Source organism: Pseudomonas triclosanedens (genome assembly GCF_026686735.1).
Classification (GTDB): domain Bacteria; phylum Pseudomonadota; class Gammaproteobacteria; order Pseudomonadales; family Pseudomonadaceae; genus Pseudomonas; species Pseudomonas triclosanedens.
In genome coordinates this window covers 3,715,544-3,734,285 of record NZ_CP113432.1, presented here as the reverse complement: position 1 = coordinate 3,734,285, position 18,742 = coordinate 3,715,544, and the positions used below count along the sequence as shown (strand labels likewise).

General features: G+C 65.2%; 16 protein-coding genes and 2 pseudogenes. 12 read left to right on the top strand and 6 right to left on the bottom strand.

Translation table 11 applies throughout. The annotated features are described in order from the left end of the window. Positions 1 to 20: 20 nt before the first annotated feature. Positions 21 to 1,982, top strand: a complete 1,962-nt coding sequence (locus OU419_RS17310) for a DUF1302 domain-containing protein (protein ID WP_254475746.1) — start codon at positions 21 to 23, stop codon at positions 1,980 to 1,982. Positions 1,983 to 1,995: 13 nt separating this feature from the next. Beyond that, on the top strand, positions 1,996 to 3,366 hold the full coding sequence (locus tag OU419_RS17305) for a DUF1329 domain-containing protein (protein ID WP_254475747.1): 1,371 nt from the start codon (positions 1,996 to 1,998) through the stop codon (positions 3,364 to 3,366). Between the two features lie 57 nt (positions 3,367 to 3,423). Here the strand turns inward: OU419_RS17305 and queD are convergent, their stop codons facing one another. Then, positions 3,424 to 3,780 (bottom strand): 6-carboxytetrahydropterin synthase QueD, encoded by a 357-nt coding sequence (gene queD / locus OU419_RS17300; RefSeq protein WP_254475748.1) that lies wholly within the window; start codon positions 3,778 to 3,780, stop codon positions 3,424 to 3,426. Positions 3,781 to 3,887: 107 nt separating this feature from the next. Further along, a complete protein-coding gene (norR, locus tag OU419_RS17295; protein ID WP_254475749.1) occupies positions 3,888 to 5,444 on the bottom strand; it encodes a nitric oxide reductase transcriptional regulator NorR in 1,557 nt (518 codons plus the stop codon). A 169-nt stretch (positions 5,445 to 5,613) separates the two neighbouring features. Here norR and hmpA point away from each other — a divergent pair, with 169 nt between their 5' ends. From hmpA to OU419_RS17280, 3 genes are read left to right on the top strand one after another with little or no spacing between them, the layout of a single operon-like run. Next, a complete protein-coding gene (hmpA, locus tag OU419_RS17290; protein ID WP_254475750.1) occupies positions 5,614 to 6,795 on the top strand; it encodes an NO-inducible flavohemoprotein in 1,182 nt (393 codons plus the stop codon). Between the two features lie 50 nt (positions 6,796 to 6,845). Further along, the gene (locus OU419_RS17285; RefSeq protein WP_254475751.1) at positions 6,846 to 7,103 is read left to right on the top strand and encodes a transmembrane sensor/regulator PpyR; all 258 of its coding nucleotides are present in this window, start codon (positions 6,846 to 6,848) and stop codon (positions 7,101 to 7,103) included. Further along, the gene (locus OU419_RS17280; protein WP_254475752.1) at positions 7,090 to 8,280 is read left to right on the top strand and encodes an NnrS family protein; all 1,191 of its coding nucleotides are present in this window, start codon (positions 7,090 to 7,092) and stop codon (positions 8,278 to 8,280) included. The genes OU419_RS17285 and OU419_RS17280 overlap by 14 nt, the downstream gene beginning before the upstream one ends. A gap of 48 nt (positions 8,281 to 8,328) precedes the next feature. Here the strand turns inward: OU419_RS17280 and OU419_RS17275 are convergent, their stop codons facing one another. Continuing rightward, entirely contained in the window at positions 8,329 to 9,408 is a 1,080-nt protein-coding gene (locus OU419_RS17275) for a patatin-like phospholipase family protein (protein WP_254475753.1), read from the bottom strand. A 149-nt stretch (positions 9,409 to 9,557) separates the two neighbouring features. Here OU419_RS17275 and OU419_RS17270 point away from each other — a divergent pair, with 149 nt between their 5' ends. Genes OU419_RS17270 through OU419_RS17255 form a run of 4 tightly spaced genes read left to right on the top strand, consistent with a single transcriptional unit; the run spans position 9,558 to position 12,176 of the window. Then, positions 9,558 to 9,866 (top strand): PepSY domain-containing protein, encoded by a 309-nt coding sequence (locus OU419_RS17270; RefSeq protein WP_254475754.1) that lies wholly within the window; start codon positions 9,558 to 9,560, stop codon positions 9,864 to 9,866. A 47-nt stretch (positions 9,867 to 9,913) separates the two neighbouring features. Next, complete coding sequence (locus OU419_RS17265; RefSeq protein ID WP_408004958.1) at positions 9,914 to 10,180, top strand: PepSY domain-containing protein; 267 nt, start codon at positions 9,914 to 9,916, stop codon at positions 10,178 to 10,180. Continuing rightward, complete coding sequence (locus OU419_RS17260) at positions 10,180 to 10,860, top strand: response regulator transcription factor (RefSeq protein ID WP_254475756.1); 681 nt, start codon at positions 10,180 to 10,182, stop codon at positions 10,858 to 10,860. Before OU419_RS17265 ends, OU419_RS17260 begins: the two co-directional genes overlap by 1 nt. Further along, a complete protein-coding gene (locus OU419_RS17255) occupies positions 10,857 to 12,176 on the top strand; it encodes an ATP-binding protein (protein WP_254475757.1) in 1,320 nt (439 codons plus the stop codon). Before OU419_RS17260 ends, OU419_RS17255 begins: the two co-directional genes overlap by 4 nt. 57 nt (positions 12,177 to 12,233) lie before the next feature. Here OU419_RS17255 and OU419_RS29045 read toward each other — a convergent pair. Next, a pseudogene (locus OU419_RS29045) lies at positions 12,234 to 12,746 on the bottom strand (methyl-accepting chemotaxis protein); the annotation flags it as partial. A 393-nt stretch (positions 12,747 to 13,139) separates the two neighbouring features. Continuing rightward, a pseudogene (locus OU419_RS29040) lies at positions 13,140 to 14,159 on the bottom strand (PDC sensor domain-containing protein); the annotation flags it as partial. A gap of 223 nt (positions 14,160 to 14,382) precedes the next feature. Between OU419_RS29040 and OU419_RS17245 the strand changes: the two are divergent. The 3 genes from OU419_RS17245 to OU419_RS17235 all read left to right on the top strand — a co-directional run bounded on the left by OU419_RS17245 (position 14,383) and on the right by OU419_RS17235 (position 17,138). Continuing rightward, the gene (locus tag OU419_RS17245; protein WP_254500554.1) at positions 14,383 to 14,583 is read left to right on the top strand and encodes a hypothetical protein; all 201 of its coding nucleotides are present in this window, start codon (positions 14,383 to 14,385) and stop codon (positions 14,581 to 14,583) included. 97 nt (positions 14,584 to 14,680) lie between these two features. Next, on the top strand, positions 14,681 to 16,000 hold the full coding sequence (locus OU419_RS17240; protein ID WP_254473520.1) for a Na+/H+ antiporter family protein: 1,320 nt from the start codon (positions 14,681 to 14,683) through the stop codon (positions 15,998 to 16,000). A 70-nt stretch (positions 16,001 to 16,070) separates the two neighbouring features. Next, positions 16,071 to 17,138, top strand: coding sequence for an AI-2E family transporter (locus OU419_RS17235; RefSeq protein WP_254473522.1), 1,068 nt, complete (start codon positions 16,071 to 16,073; stop codon positions 17,136 to 17,138). A 140-nt stretch (positions 17,139 to 17,278) separates the two neighbouring features. Here the strand turns inward: OU419_RS17235 and nuoN are convergent, their stop codons facing one another. Further along, positions 17,279 to 18,742, bottom strand: coding sequence for an NADH-quinone oxidoreductase subunit NuoN (gene nuoN / locus OU419_RS17230; protein WP_254473524.1), 1,464 nt, complete (start codon positions 18,740 to 18,742; stop codon positions 17,279 to 17,281).

The following is an 18,742-nucleotide window of genomic DNA, read 5'->3' as shown; positions in this document are numbered from 1 at the left end:
TCAAGGAGGTAATGCTGTCTATGAACAGTCAGATGGGGGGCAACTCGTCCATTTTCTGGGCGCCCCGGCGCGCGGGCGCGGTGATGGGGCTCTTGCCGTTGCTGATCGCGGGCTCGGCGCAGGCCCTGGAATTCAAGCTGGCCGACAACGAAATCACCGGCTCTCTGGACAGCACGCTGTCCTACGGTGCCATGTGGCGCGTGCAAGGGCGCGACAAGGACAACATCAGCGACATCAACGCCGACGATGGCAACCGCAACTTCGATACCGGGCTGGTTTCCCAGGTGTTCAAGCTCACCTCCGACCTCTCGGCGAAGTACCAGAACTACGGCCTGTTCCTGCGTGGCACCGCGTATTACGACACGCAGATCATGGACAAGCGCAATGACTACTACGACACCACCGATGGCGTGGTGCGGCCGAGCCAGTCGTATCCGCAGGACGATCACTTCACCGAAGACACCCGCCACATCGCAGGGCGCAAGGCCGAGCTGCTCGATGCCTACCTGTCCGGTAGCTGGGACGTCGCGGAGCATCCGCTCACCGGCCGCGTCGGCCGTCAGGTGCTGAACTGGGGCGAGGGCGTGTTCTACCGGGGCGGGGTCAACACGATCAACCCGGTGGACGCCGCGCGCTTCCACCTGCCGGGCTCCGAACTCAAGGAAGTGCTGGTGCCGGTGGAAGCCCTGAGCTTCAACTTCGGCATGACCGACGACCTGTCGATGGAAGCCTTCTACCAGTGGAAGTGGAAGGAAACGCGCCTGGACTCGGTCGGCACCTACTTCTCCGACACCGACCTGTTCAGTGACGGCGGCAACACTGCCTACACCACCGAAGACAACCCGCTGATCAAGGAACTGCTGGCCGGCTACCCGACCGTGGCTTCGCTCGGCCTGCTGGGCAACGGCCCGCATGGTCCGAACGCATTCCTCGACCCGAACACCGGAACCTTCAAGGTTGCCAACGTCGGCAAGGACCTCGATGCCCGTGACAACGGCCAGTTCGGCGTAGCGTTCCGCTACATCGCCGAGCAGCTCAATTCCACCGAGTTCGGCTTCTACTTCGTCAACTACCACGCCAAGGAACCTCAGATCGCGGTCGACCTGCGCCGCTACCAGGGCGTCGATGTGGCCGGCCTGGATGCGCTGCTCGGCCCGCTCGGCCTGGGAGAGGCCGTGCCTGGCCTGGCCACCCTGGACATGGCCAGCAACGCCGAAGCCCGCCGCGACTATGTGGAAGACATCCGCATGTACGGCTTCAGCTTCAACACTACCCTGGGCGATGCCTCGGTGTCCGGTGAAATCGCCTACCGGCCGAACATGCCGATCAGCATCTCCGCTACCGACGACATCCTCGGCGACCTGCTGACCCAGGGCGTGCTGGGCCAGACCAACCTGTTCGACGGCAACGTTGCCGCTGGCCAGGCCTGCGCTCCGGTGGCCGGCAAGCAACTGTGCCGCGGCAGCCTGTTCGAGAACTACGAACGCGCCGAGACCTACAACATCTCGCTGTCGACCATCTACAACTTCGGCCCGCATCTCACCTTCGACTCCATGACCGGCGTGGCGGAACTCGCGTCCGAACATATCCGCGGCAGCAGCCTGGAGTACACCGCCTGGGATGGCAGCACGCGCAAGTTCGTTGGCGCCCAGGACAAGGCCTATGTCGGCGGCAATGGCGACGATGTGCAGATCGACCGCGACAGCTATGGCTACACGCTATTGCTCACCGGCAGTTGGAACGACGTCTACGCTGGGGTGAAGCTGTCGCCCTATGTGGTCTATCAGGATGACTTCAGTGGCAACTCCGACCGCACCGGCAACTTCATCGAGGGACGCAAGGCCTACACCCTCGGTATCGACGCCAGCTACCTGAATACCTTCGAGGTCGGCACCCAGTACACCAACTACTACGGTGCCGGCTCCAGCAACTCGATGCGTGACCGCGACAACGTCTCGATCACCGCGAAATACTCGTTCTGATCCGGAGAGAACCATGTACAAAAAGAGTTCCCTGATCGTCCTTGCCACGCTGACGGCCCTGGCCGTTACCGATGCGCGTGCAGCGGTTTCGGCTGACCAGGCGGCGAAACTCAAGAGCAGCCTTACCCCGATGGGGGCGGAAAAGGCCGGCAACGCCGCCGGTTCCATCCCCGCCTGGACCGGCGGCCTGACCTCGGCGCCGGCCGGCTACAAGGGGCCGGGTTCGCACCACGTCGATCCATTTGCCGGCGAGAAGCCGCAATTCGTCATCAGCAAGGCCAACCTCGACCAGTACAAGGCCAATCTGACGCCGGGGCAGATCGCGCTGTTCAATGCCTACCCGGACAGCTACCAGATGCCGGTGTACGCAACCCACCGTACCGGCTCCGCCCCGCAGTGGATCTATGACAACATCTACAAGAACGCCACCAGCGCCAAGCTGGTGGAAGGCGGCAACGGCTTCTCCGATGCCTATGGCGGCGTGCCGTTCCCCATCCCGCAGAGCGGCGTGGAAGCGGTGTGGAACCACATCGCCCGCTATCGCGGCACCTACATTGTGCGGCGCTCGTCCCAGGCCGGCGTGCAGCGCAACGGCGCCTACGCGCTGGTGACCTCCCAGGACGAGGCGCTGTTCCGCTTCTACGATCCCAAGGGCAGCTACGACAAGCTCGGCAACACGCTGTTCTACTATATGACCTTCACCACCGCCCCGGCGCGCCTGGCCGGTAATGGCGCCCTGGTGCAGGAGACCCTCGACCAGGTGAAGGAGCCGCGCCAGGCATGGGGTTACAACCCCGGGCAGCGTCGTGTGCGGCGGGCACCCACGCTCGCCTATGACACCCCGATCGAAGACTCCGACGGCCTTCGCACCGCCGATGACACCGACATGTACAACGGCGCGCCGGACCGCTACGACTGGACCCTGGTGGGCAAGAAGGAAATCTATATCCCCTATAACAACTACCAGGTGACCAGCCCCGAGGTTAAGTACAAGGACCTGCTCACCCCCGGCCATATCAATCCCAAGTACACCCGCTACGAACTGCACCGCGTGTGGGTGGTGGACGGCAAGCTCAAGCCCGGCGCGCGACACATCTATTCGCGTCGCACCCTGTACCTCGACGAGGACAGTTGGGGCGCCGCCGTGGTGGACCAGTACGATGGTCGCGGCGAGCTGTGGCGCGTGTCGCTGGCGTACCTGAAGAGCTTCTACGAGCAGCCGATGGTGTGGACCGCGCTGGACACCTTCCACGATCTCCAGGCCCACCGCTACAGCATCCAGTGGCTGGATAACGAGGAGCCCGGCACCGCCGATTTCAGCCAGCCGGCGCCGGACGAATCGAACTTCAGCCCTTCGGCACTGCGGCGCAAGGCCTCGCGCTGACCTGCGAAAACGACAAAGGCCCCGAAAGGGGCCTTTGTCTTGGCAGCGATAGCGAATTCAGTCGCCGCGATACTCGCAACCACTGGTGCAGGTCTCGTGCACACGCACCTTGGACAGCTCCGGCAGCAGTGGCTTGAGCTGTTGCCAGATCCAGCGGCAAAGGTTTTCGCTGGTGGGATTTTCCAGGCCGGGAATATCGTTCAGGTAGTTGTGGTCGAGCTGATCGTAGATCGGCTTGAATATCCGCTTGATCTCGGCGAAGTCGCGAATCCAGCCGGTATGCGGGTCGACCTCACCCTCGATGTAGATGGCGGCCCGGAACGAGTGGCCATGCAGACGACCGCACTGGTGCCCGGCGGGGACGTGGGGCAGGCGGTGAGCTGATTCGAAGGTGAACTCTTTGAACAATTCCACGGTGGTGCGCTCTACGACGATCGCCGGCCCGGGAGCGGGCTGGCCGGAAAATGGGCGCACAGTCTACCACCATCGACAGCGCCGGGCCGGGCGTTCCGGCCAGCGGCTCACTTGATCGCCAGGCGTCGCGCCAGGCGATTGAGGTTGGCGCGATCCAGGCCCAGCTCGCGTGCGACGGCGGCCCAGTTGCCGGCGTGGCGTTCGAGGCTGCGGTTGATCATCTGACGCTGGAATGTTTCGACCGCCGGGCGCAGCTCACCGATATCGTCGCCATCGATCTGCTCGCCATCGCCGACAGCGGCCGTGGAGGCCTGCGGTCTGCGCTGTTCGAGGGCCAGGTCGTCGAGGCCGAGGCTGAGGATGCGCGAGCGTTGCGGATGGTTTGCCAGCGCCTTGAGCGAAGCGCGGCCGATCAGATGCTCCAGCTCGCGCACGTTTCCCGGCCAGGCGTAGTCGAGCAGGGCGGCCTGGGCCTCGCGGGTCAGCCGCAGGCTGCGCAGGCCCAGGCGTGGGCGGTTCTGTTCGAGGAAGTAGCCGGCCAGCAGCAACACGTCGTTGCCGCGTTCGCGCAGCGGCGGTACGCGCAGCGGATAGACACTCAGGCGATGGTAGAGGTCGGCGCGGAAACGGCCCGTGCGCACTTCTTCGGCGAGATCGCGGTTGGTCGCGGTGATCAGGCGTACATCGACATGATGTTCCCGGTCCGAACCTACCCGCTGCAACTGGCCGCTCTGCAGTACCCGCAGCAGCTTGGCCTGGATCGCCAGTGGCAGCTCACCAACCTCGTCGAGGAACAGCGTGCCGCCGTCGGCCAGTTCGAACTTGCCACGACGCTCGCCTACCGCTCCGGAGAACGCTCCGCGCACATGGCCGAACAGCTCGCTCTCCACCAGGGTTTCCGGCAGCGCCGCGCAGTTCAGGCTGACCAGCGGCTGTCCGCGGCGCAGGGAGTTGGCGTGGATCGACTGCGCCACCAGCTCCTTGCCGACGCCGGTTTCACCGGTGATCAATACGCTCAGATCGCTGCCGGCCACCAACTGGATTTCCCTCAACAGCGCCTGGTGCGCCTTGCTCTGCCCGATCAGTTCGCGGGGCTGGTCGCCGGAGGCGCGCTGGTAGGCGTCGGCGCGCTGCTGTTCGTGCTCGGCGCGCAGTGCCAGGTCGAGCATGCGCTGGCTGGCCTTCACCGTGGCGGCGGCAAGGCTGGCAAAGGCTTCCAGGTTGTCCAGGTCGCTGGAGGAGAAGCGTTCCGGGTCGAGCGCGTCGAGGGTCAGCAGACCCCAGGGCTGTTCGTCGAGGAACAGCGGGCAGCCCAGGCAGTCATGGACCTCCAGGTGGCCGTGCAGGCCTTCCACCAGGCCGTCGTACGGGTCCGGCAGGCCGCAGTCGGCGGCGAAGCGAGTGGGGCCGGGATGTTCGAGCAGCGCCCGCAGGCGCGGATGCTCGCTGATCTTGAAGCGGCGGCCGAGGGTATCGGGGCTGAGGCCGTCGACTGCCAATGGCACCAGGTGGTCGCCTTCCAGGCGCAATAGGGCTGTGGCATCGCAGGGCAGGAGCTGGCGAAGCGCTTCCAGCAGGCGCCGGTAGCGTTCGCTCTCGGGAAGCTCGCGGGACAGGTCGGCAACCAGCGGGAGGAGGGTAGCAAGCAGGGGGTTTCGAGTCATTTTGACCTCGCGAGAGTCGTTTTGACTCTGGAATGGCCGGGTCATTATGACTCATTGGGGCGCCAGCGTCCCGTAATTGCCGGGCTGCAGGGTTGGCACGCTTCCTGAAACATCCCTGGCTGAGAGCCAGGCGCCCCACTCATCGTCTGGCCAACCCGAGGAGATACCGATGCTGTCCAACGAACACCGTAGCCTGGTCAAGGCCACCGTCCCACTGCTGGAAACCGGCGGTGAAGCGCTGACCCGGCACTTCTACAAGATGATGCTGAGCGAGTACCCGCAGGTCCGCCCGCTGTTCAACCAGGCCCACCAGGCGTCGGGTGACCAGCCACGTGCGCTGGCCAACGGTGTCCTGATGTATGCCCGCCACATCGACGAGCTGGAGCAGCTCGGCCCGCTGGTGGCGAAGATCGTCAACAAGCATGCCGCCCTGCAGATCCTGCCGGAACACTACCCGATCGTCGGCACCTGTCTGCTGCGGGCGATCCGCGAGGTGCTCGGCGAGGAAATCGCTACCCAGGCGGTGATCGATGCCTGGGCTGCCGCCTACGGGCAACTGGCGGAAATCCTGATTGGCGCCGAAGAGTCGGTGTATCAGCAGAATGCCGCGCAGCACGGCGGCTGGCGCGGTGCGCGGCGCTTCCGTGTCGCCCGCAAGCAGGTGGAAAGCGAGGAGATCACTTCGTTCTACTTCCAGCCGGTGGATGGTGGCGCGCTGCTGGACTACCAGCCGGGCCAGTATATTGGTCTGCGTCTGGAGCTGGACGGCGAGGAACTGCGCCGCACCTATTCGCTGTCCGACGCGCCCAATGGCCGCGAATACCGCATCAGCGTGAAGCGCGAGCCGGAAGGCAAGGTCTCCAACTACCTGCATGATGCACTGCAGGTCGGTGACGAGATCGATCTGTTCCCGCCGGCGGGCGACTTCGTGCTGCGCGAGGGCGATAAGCCGCTGGCGCTGATCACCGCGGGCGTCGGCATCACGCCGGCCCTGGCGATGCTCAAGCCGGCGCTGGCCTCGGGCCGCGAGGTGCATTTCATTCACTGCGCTCGCCACGGTGGCGTGCATGCGTTCCGCGAATGGGTCGAGGCACAGGCCGAGGCGCACCCGCAACTCAAGCACTACGTCTGCTACAGCGAGCCGCGCGACCAGGACGATGCCCATGCGCAAGGCTTCCTAAGCCGCGAGCAATTGGCCGACTGGCTGCCGGAGGACCGTGACCTGGAGGCGTATTTCCTCGGGCCCAAACCGTTCATGGCACAGGTGAAACGCCACCTGTGCGAGCTCGGCGTACCCGAGCAGCAGTCCCACTATGAGTTCTTCGGCCCGGCCAGCGCGCTGGAGGCCTGAACCTGAAGCGCCGGCCCGGCAGCGGGTCGGCGCGACCGAGGAGGTGTGTGATGGAAAGTCTGTTCGCTTGCCCCAGGCGCAACCTGGCGATGTCGTCCACGCTGCTGGGCAGCGGTCTCGGCCTGCTGGCGGTGGGAATCGTCGGCGCCTATTTCGTCGATGCCCGTCTGACGCTGCCAGCCATCGTGGCGGCCCACGCGTTCACCATCCTCGGTCCTATCCTGTTGAAACTGGGATATGTGCTGCGGCTCATCGCCCAGCACCAGATGCGTAAGGAAGGCTGGGAGGCGTGCTGTGTTGCTGGTTGATCGCAAGGCTCTGTTGACCATCGCGCCGTTGTGGCGCCTGGGGTTTCGTCCTTTCTTCCTCGGCGGAGCGGTATTCGCGCTGATCGGCATCGCCGCCTGGGCGGCGGTGCTGCTCGGCATGTTGCCGGCCTGGCAGCCGCTGGGTGGCTGGCTGGCCTGGCATCGCCACGAAATGCTGTTCGGTTTTGCCGCGGCCATCGTCGCCGGATTCCTGCTGACGGCGGTGCAGACCTGGACCGGCAGGCCCGGCCTCAGCGGCAACCCGCTGATGGTACTGGCGCTGCTCTGGCTCGCCGCGCGGCTGGGCTGGCTGCTCGGCGTGCCGCTGTGGCTGGTGGCGCCGCTGGAGCTCGCTTTCATGCCGGCGCTGGCTTTCTTCATCGGCCGCAGCCTGTGGCAGGTGCGCCAGGTGCGCAACTACCCAGTGATCGCCGTGCTGGGCTTGCTGACGCTGGCCGATGCACTGGTGATGGCGGGCCTCTGGGCGGGCAACGAACAGTGGCAGCGTGGCGGCGTACTGGCCGCGTTGTGGCTGGTGGCAGCGCTGATGGGGCTGATCGGCGGCCGTGTGATTCCCTTCTTTACCCAGCGTGGCCTGGGCCGTACCGCGCAGGTAGCGGCCTGGAACTGGCTGGACAATTCGCTGCTGGGCGGCACCATGCTGGTGGCGGTGCTGAGCGCATTCGGTGTCGGCCTGACCCCGCATCCGCTGCTGGGCTTGCTGTTCGCCGCGCTGGCGGCAGGGCACCTGATCCGCCTGTGGCGCTGGTATGACAAGGACTACTGGGGCGTGCCGCTGCTATGGTCGCTGCACCTGGCCTATTTGTGGATGATGCTGGCGCCGGCTGGCATGGCACTGTGGAACTTCGCACCGAGCTTCTCGATGAGCCTGCCGATCCATGCGTTGACCGTTGGCGGCGTGGGTGGCCTGATCCTGGCAATGGTCGCTCGCGTCAGCCTTGGCCACACCGGGCGGCCGCTGCAGCCGCCGAAGGTGATGCCCTGGGCCTTTGCGTTGCTCAATCTGGGCGTCGTCGCACGGGTAGTGCTGGTTATGTGGCGGCCGCTGGAAGGGCTGAGCATTGCCGCCGCGTGCTGGGTGCTGGCGTTCCTGTTGTTCGCCTGGAACTACGGGCCGATGTTCTGGCAGCCACGGGTGGATGGCCAGCCGGGTTGAGCCGGCGCTCAGGCAAGGGCCGTCTCTCGGCGGCCCGTCAGGAACGGCTCAGAGCGGCTGCAGGCGTTCGCCCAGCTTGCCGTTGTCGGCCAGTTCGAGAAACTCGTCGCCCATCCGCCGGCTTTCGTCCATCGCCTTGCGCCAGTAGCGTTCGCGGCCGGCGTCGTCGCCCATGTAGCGATGAAAGTCTTTGCGGTCCGGCAGCTTACCGTGCGGCAGACGCTCCAGGTATTGCTTCGACGGTGCCAGCAACAGCACATCCTGCAGGCGCCCGGCATCGCCGCGACGCCAGGGCAGGCCCTTGTCGAACCAGCCGGGGATGACCTTGTCGGTAAAGTGCGGGTAGAGCACCACACCTTCGGGCAGGTACGGCAGGTCCAGGTGATAGTCGAGCAGTCCGCCGTCGCGGTAAGTACCGGGGCCGGCACCGGGGATGTCGCGCACGCCTTCCATGACCATCGGGATCGAGCCCGAGGCGAGCAGGGCGTGGCGCAGGTTGGCCAGGTCGAGGTGGAGGTAGCGCGACGGGAAGTCCTGCAGTTGCGCCAGCGGCGGCGCGCGGCGGGCATCGTGGATGATCAGGCGTTCGAAATGGCGGTGCAGGTGGCGGCGGCCGATCAGGTTGTCGCGGATCACCGCGCCCAGGCCCAGCCCGAGACCGGCCTTGCCGTCCTGGGCGAGGCGACCGTGGCTCTTCACCACCACCACGTTCAGGCGATACCAGGGGTTGTCGAGCACGCTGGCGTCACGGCCTTCGAGCAGTTCGTCGAGCATCTTCGCGCAGCTTCTGGAAACATCGGCGATGCTGGCGTTGCGGGCAAAGCGTTGTTGCGTATAGAGCTCGCCGAGGCGATGGATGCCTTGTGCCGGGTCCGGCAGGCAGGCGCTGGCGAAGCGCCAGGAGCCGATGGAGGCGCCGATCAGCGAGCGCTCCCGGCGGGCGCGGGGTAGCCACTCGCCGAACAGCGCCAGGTCCAGGCCCTGGATGCCGAGGGCCTTCGGGCCGCCCGCAGCACCGGGCAGGATGCCCACGTCGGCGGGCGCCAGGCCTTGTTCACGGATGCGCTGGAGCGCGCGCGCGCCGGCCTTGAGCGTCAGGGCCGGAGTCTTGATCTGGATGGCGGTCATGCGGGTCTCGCTGTTGCAGGCCAGCGATTATAGAGCCTGTGCACAGGAAGCAAGGATACTTCACCAGGTGAATGACCGTTGCCGATTCAGCTTGAATTAAGTCCCTCGCCCTAGTCTGGCGCCATCAGATTCAGTTGAGGGACCCACCCATGAAACCGCTGATCATGCTGACTGCCGCCACTGCTCTGTTGCTCGGCGCCACCACCGTGCTAGCCCATGATATCGGCCCGGACGAGGCGTTGCGCCTGCGCGATGCCGGGACCATCCGCAACTTCGAGGAGCTCAATCGCTCCGCGCTGGCCAAGCATCCGGGCGGAACGGTGTACGATAGCGAGCTTGAACTGGAACATGGCCGTTACCTCTACAAGGTCGATGTCAAGGACGCCCAGGGCGTGAAATGGGATGTCGAGCTCGATGCGGTGAGCGGTGCAATCATCAAGGATCGCCAGGACCACTGATGAAGATCGATCTGCCGCGCTCGGTGCTGTTCGCCGTGGCGTTCGCCATGACGGCCGGCGCCGCCCAGGCCCACGACCTGAGCCAGGACGAGGCGCTGCGCCTGAGCCGGGAGGGCGTGATCCGTCCGTTCGAAGAGATCCTGCCCATCGCACTGGGGCTCTATCCCGGTTCCAAGCTGCTGGAGGCCGAACTGGAGAAGGAGCACGACACCTATATTTACGAGGTGGAGCTGCTCACCGTCGACGGTGTGGTACGCGAGTTGGAACTGGATGCCCGCGATGGCCGCATCCTCAAGGATAAGGAAGACGACTGATGCGTCTGTTGCTGGTGGAAGACCACGTCCCCCTTGCCGATGAACTGCTGGCTACGCTGACCCGCCAGGGCTACGCGGTGGACTGGCTGGCCGACGGCCGCGACGCCGCCGTGCAGGGCGCGAGCGAGCCTTATGACCTGATCATCCTCGACCTCGGCCTGCCGGGGCGGCCGGGGCTGGAAGTACTGCGCGAGTGGCGCGGCATGGGGTTGGCGACACCGGTGCTGATCCTCACCGCCCGGGGTTCCTGGGCCGAGCGCATCGATGGCCTGAAGGCCGGAGCCGACGACTACCTCACCAAGCCGTTCCATCCCGAGGAGCTGCTGCTGCGTATCCAGGCGCTGCTGCGTCGGGCGCGTGGGCTGGCCAACCAGAGCCAACTGGAAGTCGCGGGCCTGAGCCTCGACGAGTCGCGGCAGTGCGTGCAGCAGGGTGGCAAGGACGTCGACCTGACCTCCGCCGAATTCCGCCTGCTGCGCTATTTCATGTTGCACCCCGGACAATTGCTATCGAAGTCCCATCTTGCCGAGCACCTCTATGACGGCGAGACCGAGCGGGACTCCAACGTCATCGAGGTGCACATCAACCACCTGCGCCGCAAACTCGGCCGCGAAATCATCGAGACCCGCCGCGGCCAGGGCTATCGCTTCACCGGCAACGCCGCCGGAGCCGTCAGTTGATGTCGATCCAGCGCCGGCTCGGCCTCGGGCTTGGCGTGGTGCTGGTGGTCATAGGCCTGGTGCTGGCGCAGACCGGCCTGTGGCTGTTCGATCAGGGGTTGCGGCGCTATCTGGCCAACGGGCTGCAGGACGAAGCGGAGAGCCTGCTGGTGGGCATCATGCGCGGTCCGGCCGGGCTGCAACTGGATGCGCAGCGGGTCGATGCCGCCTATGAACGATTGTTCTCCGGGCGTTATTTTGTCATCCGGTTCGACGATGTCACCTGGCGTTCCCGTTCGCTCTGGGACCGCGAGCTTCGCCTGCCCGACGGCAAGGGGCTGGCCAGGGGGCTGGAGAAAGGTCCTGAAGGCCAGCGCCTGCTGGTCTATCGCGCCGACTACAAGCGCTATGGAAGAAAGCTGAGCATCGTCGTCGCACAGGACTATACCCCGGTGCTGAAGAGCTTCAATCGCCTGCGCAACATCGGCCTGGGCGCTGGCGCGCTCGCGCTGCTGCTGATCCTGGTCTTCCAGAGCCTTACTGTGCGCCGTGCGCTGCGCCCGCTGGAGCGGGTGCGCCAGCAGATCGCGCAGTTGCAGGAAGGCCAGCGCAGCCAGTTGGACAGTCAGGCGCCGCGGGAGCTGGAGCCGCTGGTGGAGCAGGTGAACCACCTGTTGCAGCACACCGAGGAGACCCTGCGTCGCTCGCGCAACGCGCTGGGCAACCTGGGGCATGCGCTGAAGACGCCGCTTGCGGTGCTGATCAGCCTCGCCGACCGCGACGAACTGCGCGAGCGCCCGGAGTTGCGCCGCGTGCTGCAGGAGCAACTGGAACAGATCGAACAGCGCCTGGCCCGCGAACTGGGCCGCGCGCGGCTGGTGGGCGAGGCGCTACCGGGCGCGCATTTCGACTGCGATGCGGAGTTGCCGAGCCTGTGCGAGATGCTGCGGCTCATTCATGGCGATCACCTGGACATCACCTGGAGCGCCGAACCCGGCCTGCGCCTGCCGTTCGACCGCGAGGACTTGCTGGAGATGCTCGGCAACCTGCTCGACAACGCCTGCAAGTGGGCGGATAGCGAAGTGCGGCTGGCAGTGGAGAAGGGCGGAGACGGCTATCGTCTGTGCGTCGACGATGATGGCCCGGGAATCGCGGTGGACCAGCGCGATGCAGTGTTGGAACGTGGTACCCGCCTGGATGAACAGGTGGCCGGTCACGGCCTCGGCCTGGGCATCGCCCGGGATATCGCGGCGGCCTGTGGGGGCAGCCTGGGCCTGGACGGCAGCGAGTTGGGCGGATTGCGGGTACGGGTGGAGCTGCCTCGCCGCACGGCTTGACTCCCGTGTGCGATCGGCTTTCGCTCCACCCATCCTGCGGCAGCGTTGCGGGCCGGGTCAGACGCGGAACTGATCCATCAGGCCCTGCTGGTGGTTCGCCAACTGATTCAGCGAATGGCTGACCTGCGCCGACTCCTGGGCCTGGCTGGACAACGATTCGGTGACGTCGCGGATGCCGGCCACGTTGCGGTTGATCTCCTCGGCCACCGCGCTCTGTTCCTCGGCGGCGCTGGCGATCTGCAGGTTCATGTCGGTGATCACGCTCACCGCGTCACCGATGCGTTTCAGCGCGGCCACCGCCTGTTCGACCTGGGACACGCTGTCCTGCGCCTGGCGATGGCTGTTGCTCATCGCACCGACCACTTCGCGGGTGCCGTTCTGCAAGCCTTCGATGACCTGGCGGATTTCCTCCACCGAGTCCTGGGTGCGCCTGGCCAGGTTGCGCACTTCGTCGGCAACCACGGCGAAACCGCGCCCGGCTTCCCCGGCGCGGGCGGCTTCGATGGCGGCGTTGAGGGCCAGCAGGTTGGTCTGCTCGGCGATGCCGCGGATGACTTCCAGGACCGAGCCGATCTGCTCGCTGCTGGCGGCCAGCCCTTCGACCTGGCTCATGGCGCTGCTCATGTCGCTGGCCAGCTCGTCGATCATCCGCGTGGTGTTGTCGATCACGCTCAGGCCATCGCGGGTCGCGCCGTCGGCGCCGCGGGCGGCATCGGCGGCCATCGCGGCGCTGTTGGCCACGTCGTGGGCGGTGGCGCTCATTTCCTGCGAGGCGGTGGCGACCTGGTCGACTTCGCGGAACTGCTGCTGCATGCCGGCGCTGGTCTGGCTGGCGATTTCCGAGGACTGGTCGGCGGTGGCGCGGGCATCCTGCACCGAGGATTTCACGTCGCGGATGATCGGCTGGAGCTTGTCGAGGAAGCGGTTGAACCAGCCGGCCAGCTCGCCGAGTTCGTCCTTGCCGGTGTAGTCCAGGCGCTTGGTGAGGTCGCCTTCGCCGCTGGCGATGTTGCGCAGCATGGCGGCGACGTTGAGGATCGGCCGGGTCACGCCGCGGGCGGTGAGCCACATGGCGAACAGGCCGAGGAGTGCAGCCAACAGGCCGACACCGAGCTGGGAAAGCGTGCCCTGTACGCGCTGGTCGTCGAGTTGCTCCTGCAGTTCGATGGCCGGGCCGAGGAGTACGTCCTGCGGCACTTCCAGCAGCACTCCCCAGGGCTTGGAGCCGGGAATCGGCAGCAGCGGTTCGACGACGCGCAACTGGTCGTCGAGGCTCATCACTTTTTCCTGTCCGGAGCTGATGGCTTGCAGCAGTTCGGCGCCCTGGCTGGGGTAGACGTCCTGCAGCCTCTTGCTGAGTTTGCTGGCGTCGGCGCTATGCCCGGCGAGCAGGCCGGCGGCGCTGACGATGCTGACCTTGCCCTGGCCGTCGTACAGCTCGCGGCTGCCCTGAACGCTGATGTCCTGCAGCTTGTCGAGGCTGATGTCGAGGCCCATGACGCCAACGATCTTGCCGTCCAGCTCCAGCGGGAAGGCGATGCTGGTCATCAGCATCTTCCTGGTTCCGACGTCGTCGAAGTACGGGTCCAATACGCACGGCTGGCCGGTAGTCTTGGGGCAAGTGAACCAGGCGTTGTAGGCGCTGCCGCTGGGACCGGGGCTGGTGTCCTGCAACAGCGATTCGGCCATCGCCTCGGACTCCAGGTGGCCAGGCGTGGCCTGCGACCAGTAGATGGAGAAGCGCCCCGTGTCGTTGCTGCCCAGCTCTGCCTGGCCCGCGAACAGTTTGTCCTTGCCGTCCAGCGCGTCTGGCTCGAAGGCGACGTAGAGGCCGAGCAACTCTGGGTTGCCTTCCAGCGCGGTTCTTACCTGGCGAGTCAGGTCTTCGCGCAGGTCGTAGGCGTCGAGGAAGCGCTTCTGTGCCTGATCGCGGAGGAACAGGACCTGTCGCGAGAAGCCCTTGCCGTACTGGTAGGCATCCATGATGTAGCGCTGGATGCGCATCGCCTGGACTTCACCGCGCGATTGCAGGCGCGCGCGTGCGGCCGCGTCGAGCATGCGGGTGCTGGATTCCTTGACCAGCGCGGTGCTGTGCTGGGTACGGAACACGGAAAGGCCGGACAACAGCGACACCACGCCAAGCAGGCACAGGCCGGCTAGCAGCGTGATCTTCCATTGAATGGAAAGGCGGCGAAGAAGCATGTTCATGTCCTTGCGTCAGGAGACCTTGGGGCTGCCGGGTTATCGGCAGTTTCAGCCGGCTCTTGATCGAAAACAGGACGCTCCGCCAGAAAACAGGCGATTCTGGCGTACCGGGTCGGCATGGAGTGTTTTTTCAACGAAAAGCCTGCTGGCCAAGGCGAAAACCCCGCCGTGGATATGCCGGCCTGCGGACGAAAAATCTTGATTCGATGGGCTTTTGACAGGCCCTGCGTGGTCCGGCAGAGTACGCGCCTTTTGCCCGCTCCGAGGCGGTGCGGGCGTGCGATGCAAGGAGTGACGAGATGAATGCGGTGCTGATCGCCGTTGGCCTGATGCTGGTGCTGAGTCTGTGCCGCGTGCATGTGGTGGTGGCTCTGATCGCCGGGGCGATGGCGGGCGGCCTGCTTGGCGGCCTCGGCATGGAGGGCACGCTCAAGGCGTTCAACGCCGGCCTGGGCGGTGGTGCGACGGTGGCATTGTCTTACGCCATGCTCGGTGCCTTCGCGGTAGCCATCGCGCGCTCCGGCATGGCCCACGCGCTGGCCGACCGCGCCCTGGCGATGCTCGGCCGTCACGAAGACAGCGCGCCCGCCGGCTTCAAGTGGCTGCTGATCGGGCTCCTGCTGCTGGTGGCGGTCTCCTCGCAGAACATCCTGCCGATCCATATCGCTTTCATCCCGCTGCTGGTGCCGCCGCTGCTCTATGTGCTGACACGCCTGCAGATCGATCGCCGGTTGATCGCCTGCGTGCTTACCTTCGGCCTGATCACGCCGTACATGTTCCTGCCGGTCGGCTTCGGCAATATCTTCCTCAATGAGATTCTGCTGGCCAACGTCGCCCGTAGCGGTGTGGATGTCAGTGGGCTGGATGTCAGCCGGGCGATGCTGATTCCGGCGCTGGGGATGGTCTGCGGTCTGCTGATCGCGGTGCTGTTCAGCTATCGAGGCAAGCGCCGCTATGACCTCGCGCGTATTGAACAGGCGGAGCGGGTGAGCACTCCCTACAGCCCGATGAGCCTGGCAGTGGCCGGCGTCGCGGTGCTGGCGGCCTTCGTCATTCAGTTGTGGCTCGATTCGATGATCCTTGGCGCGCTGGTGGGCTTCCTGGTGTTCTCGCTGTCCGGCGTGGTGCGCTGGAAAGAAGCGGACGATCTGTTCACCGAAGGCATGAAGATGATGGCGATGATCGGCTTCATCATGATCGCCGCCGCCGGCTTCGCGGAGGTGATGAAGGCGACGGGGCAAGTTGCGACGCTGGTGGAGTCGGCCGCCGGTGTGATCGGCCACAGCAAGGCCTGGGGGGCGTTCCTCATGTTGCTGGTGGGGCTGCTGGTGACGATGGGTATCGGCTCGTCATTCTCCACGGTGCCGATCATTGCCGCCATCTTCGTGCCGCTGGCGGTGCAGCTCGGCTTCGGACCGCTGGCCATCGTCAGTATCGTCGGTACCGCCGGCGCGTTGGGCGACGCGGGCTCGCCGGCATCGGACTCCACCCTCGGCCCGACCTCCGGACTGAACGTCGATGGCCAGCACAACCACATCTGGGACACCGTGGTGCCCACCTTCCTGCACTACAACCTGCCGCTGCTGATCTTTGGTTGGGCGGCTGCGATGGTTCTGTGATGCACTGAAAGTTGCACTTGGCGGGCGAAGTGCTGACTAATGAGCAGGTTTCTCATCCTCGGACCCGCTCATGCTCGAATCGAAACTGGAATACAGGACGTTCCTGGCCCTTCTGGGGGTCGTCACGATCGCCTTCGCCTGGATACTGCTGCCGTTCTACGGCGCGGTATTCTGGGGCACCATCCTGGCGATCATCTTCGCGCCCTTGCAGCGCCGCTTGCGAGTGCGGCTCAATGGCCGCAACAACCTGGCGGCGTTGATTACCCTGGCGATCTGCTTCCTGATCGTGATCCTGCCCGTGACCTTCATCGCGGGCGCGCTGGTGCAGGAAGGCGCGACCGTCTACCAGCGCCTGAAATCCGGCGAACTGAATTTCATCACCTACTTCCAGCAGGCGATTGCGGCACTGCCGGCCTGGGCACACCAGTGGTTGGAGCGCTTCGACCTGACCGATCTGTCGAGCCTGCAGGAGAAGTTGTCGGCTGGCGCGATGCAGGCTAGCCAACTGGTCGCGACCAAGGCGTTCAGCATCGGCCAGAACACCTTCGAGTTTGTCATCAGCTTCGGCATCATGCTCTACCTGCTGTTTTTCCTGTTGCGCGACGGGCCGGCAGTAGGGCGGCGCATCAAGCGCGCGGTGCCGCTGAGCATCGAGCACAAGCAACACCTGTTCACCAAGTTCACCACGGTGATCCGCGCCACGGTGAAGGGCAACATAGCCGTGGCGGCAACCCAGGGCGCACTGGGCGGGCTGATCTTCTGGTTCCTGGGGATCCAGGGTTCGCTGCTGTGGGGGACGCTGATGGCGTTTCTTTCGTTGTTGCCTGCCATTGGCGCGGGGCTGATCTGGGTGCCCGTGGCGGCGTACTTCCTGCTCACCGGGGCGATCTGGCAGGGCGTCGTGCTGACCCTGTTCTGTGTAGTGGTGATCGGTCTGGTGGACAATATCCTGCGTCCGATCCTGGTCGGCAAGGACACCAAGATGCCGGACTACGTTGTGCTGATTTCCACGCTTGGCGGGATGTCGTTGTTCGGTTTGAACGGCTTCGTCATCGGCCCCTTGATAGCCGCACTGTTCATCGCATCGTGGGATCTGTTCACCGGGCGGGAGGGGGATGAGCCAAAGGCGGCGGAGTAGGGCAATGGCTTTGCAGGATAGCGCGAAGCGAATCCTGAATCATCGGCATGGGTATCGCTGCACTCGACCTATCCTGCGCAAGCCTGAACCGCGCCCAATGAAAAACCCCGCCGAAGCGGGGTTTTTCATGCCTGTCGATCTTAGCCGCCGATGGCTGCCAGGCCGCTGTGCTGGAGGAGATCCAGCAGCGGTTGCGGGTAGACACCGAGGAAGAAGGCGAGCAGGGCGATGGCCACCAGCATGATGCCGCCGGCGCGCTGGGCCCAGTCCAGGGGCGCGTCGTGACGCTTCATGTTCGGTTCGACCAGGAACATGGTCACCATGACGCGCAGGTAGTAGTACAGGCCGATGGCGCTACCCAGCACCAGGGAACCGACCAGCCACCAGTGCTGCGACTCGACGCCGGTGGCGATGATGTAGAACTTGCCGATGAAGCCTGCGGTCAGCGGAATACCGGCCAGGGACAGCATCATCACGGTCATCACGGCGGTCAGCACCGGACGGCGCCAGAACAGACCACGGTACTCGAACAGTGCGTCGGCATCGCGGCCGCTGTAAGGAGTGGACATCAGGGTGACCACGCCAAAGGCGCCAAGCGTCGTTACCACGTAGGTGGTCAGGTAGACACCCACTGCCTCCACTGCCAGGCCCTTGCTCGCCACCAGGGCAATCAGCAGATAGCCGAAGTGGGCGATGGACGAGTAGCCGAGCAGGCGCTTGATGTTGCTCTGGGTCAGCGCCAGCAGGTTACCGATCAGGATGGAGGCGATCGCGATGACCGCGATGGCGTCATGCAGCAGGCCATTGTTCAGGGCCGCCGGAGCGATCTGGAACAGGCGCAGCAGCACGGCGAACACAGCTACCTTGGCAGCAGTGGCGAGGAAGGTGGCCACCGGCGCCGGGGCGCCTTCGTAGACGTCCGGAGTCCACAGGTGGAACGGTGCCAGCGACAGCTTGAAGCCCAGGCCAACAACCATCATGCCGACGCCGATGGACAGCAGCGGGCCATTGCTGGTGCTTTCGGCCAGTTGCGCGCCAATCGCGGCGAAGCCGAGGCTACCGGACTCTGCATAGAGCAGGGCCATGCCGAACAACAGGAATGCCGAGCCGGCGGCGGACAGTACGGTGTACTTGATGCCCGCTTCCAGGGTGCGCTTGTTGAAGAAGGCGTAGGCCACCATGCCGTAGATCGGCACCGACAGCAGCTCGAGGCCGATGAACAGGCCAGCCAGATTCTGCGCGCTGACCAGCACCAGGCCGCCCGCGGTGGACAGCAGCAGGAGCAGGTAGAGCTCTTCGCGGTTGCCCGGGTAGCTCTCCATGTAGGCATGGGCGAGCGTGGTGCAGGCGAGGGCGGCGACCAGGATCAGCGCCATGTAGAAGCAGGCGAAATTGTCCACCAGCATCAGTGGCGTGACTTCGATCGGGGTGACTTTCAGCACCGGGAAGATCGACAGCAGCGCCAGGTTCAGACCGATAACGGAGAGGGTCGCGGTCATCGAGTGGTTGCGCTTCCAGGCCACGGCGAGCATCACCACCACCAGGGTGGCGCTGGTGATGAGCAGCGGCAGGAGCGCGATGAAGTGTTGAATCGTGAAGGTCAT

What these genes read in the sequence shown, in the direction of transcription:
- OU419_RS17310 (WP_254475746.1), top strand. Translation starts at nt 21, where the DNA reads ATGAACAGTCAGATGGGGGGCAACTCGTCCATTTTCTGGGCGCCCCGG.
- OU419_RS17305 (WP_254475747.1), top strand. Translation starts at nt 1,996, where the DNA reads ATGTACAAAAAGAGTTCCCTGATCGTCCTTGCCACGCTGACGGCCCTG.
- norR (WP_254475749.1), bottom strand. Translation starts at nt 5,444, where the DNA reads ATGACTCGAAACCCCCTGCTTGCTACCCTCCTCCCGCTGGTTGCCGAC.
- hmpA (WP_254475750.1), top strand. Translation starts at nt 5,614, where the DNA reads ATGCTGTCCAACGAACACCGTAGCCTGGTCAAGGCCACCGTCCCACTG.
- OU419_RS17285 (WP_254475751.1), top strand. Translation starts at nt 6,846, where the DNA reads ATGGAAAGTCTGTTCGCTTGCCCCAGGCGCAACCTGGCGATGTCGTCC.
- OU419_RS17275 (WP_254475753.1), bottom strand. Translation starts at nt 9,408, where the DNA reads ATGACCGCCATCCAGATCAAGACTCCGGCCCTGACGCTCAAGGCCGGC.
- OU419_RS17270 (WP_254475754.1), top strand. Translation starts at nt 9,558, where the DNA reads ATGAAACCGCTGATCATGCTGACTGCCGCCACTGCTCTGTTGCTCGGC.
- OU419_RS17265 (WP_408004958.1), top strand. Translation starts at nt 9,914, where the DNA reads ATGACGGCCGGCGCCGCCCAGGCCCACGACCTGAGCCAGGACGAGGCG.
- OU419_RS17260 (WP_254475756.1), top strand. Translation starts at nt 10,180, where the DNA reads ATGCGTCTGTTGCTGGTGGAAGACCACGTCCCCCTTGCCGATGAACTG.
- OU419_RS17245 (WP_254500554.1), top strand. Translation starts at nt 14,383, where the DNA reads ATGTCCTTGCGTCAGGAGACCTTGGGGCTGCCGGGTTATCGGCAGTTT.
- OU419_RS17240 (WP_254473520.1), top strand. Translation starts at nt 14,681, where the DNA reads ATGAATGCGGTGCTGATCGCCGTTGGCCTGATGCTGGTGCTGAGTCTG.
- OU419_RS17235 (WP_254473522.1), top strand. Translation starts at nt 16,071, where the DNA reads ATGCTCGAATCGAAACTGGAATACAGGACGTTCCTGGCCCTTCTGGGG.
- nuoN (WP_254473524.1), bottom strand. Translation starts at nt 18,742, where the DNA reads ATGACCTTCACGATTCAACACTTCATCGCGCTCCTGCCGCTGCTCATC.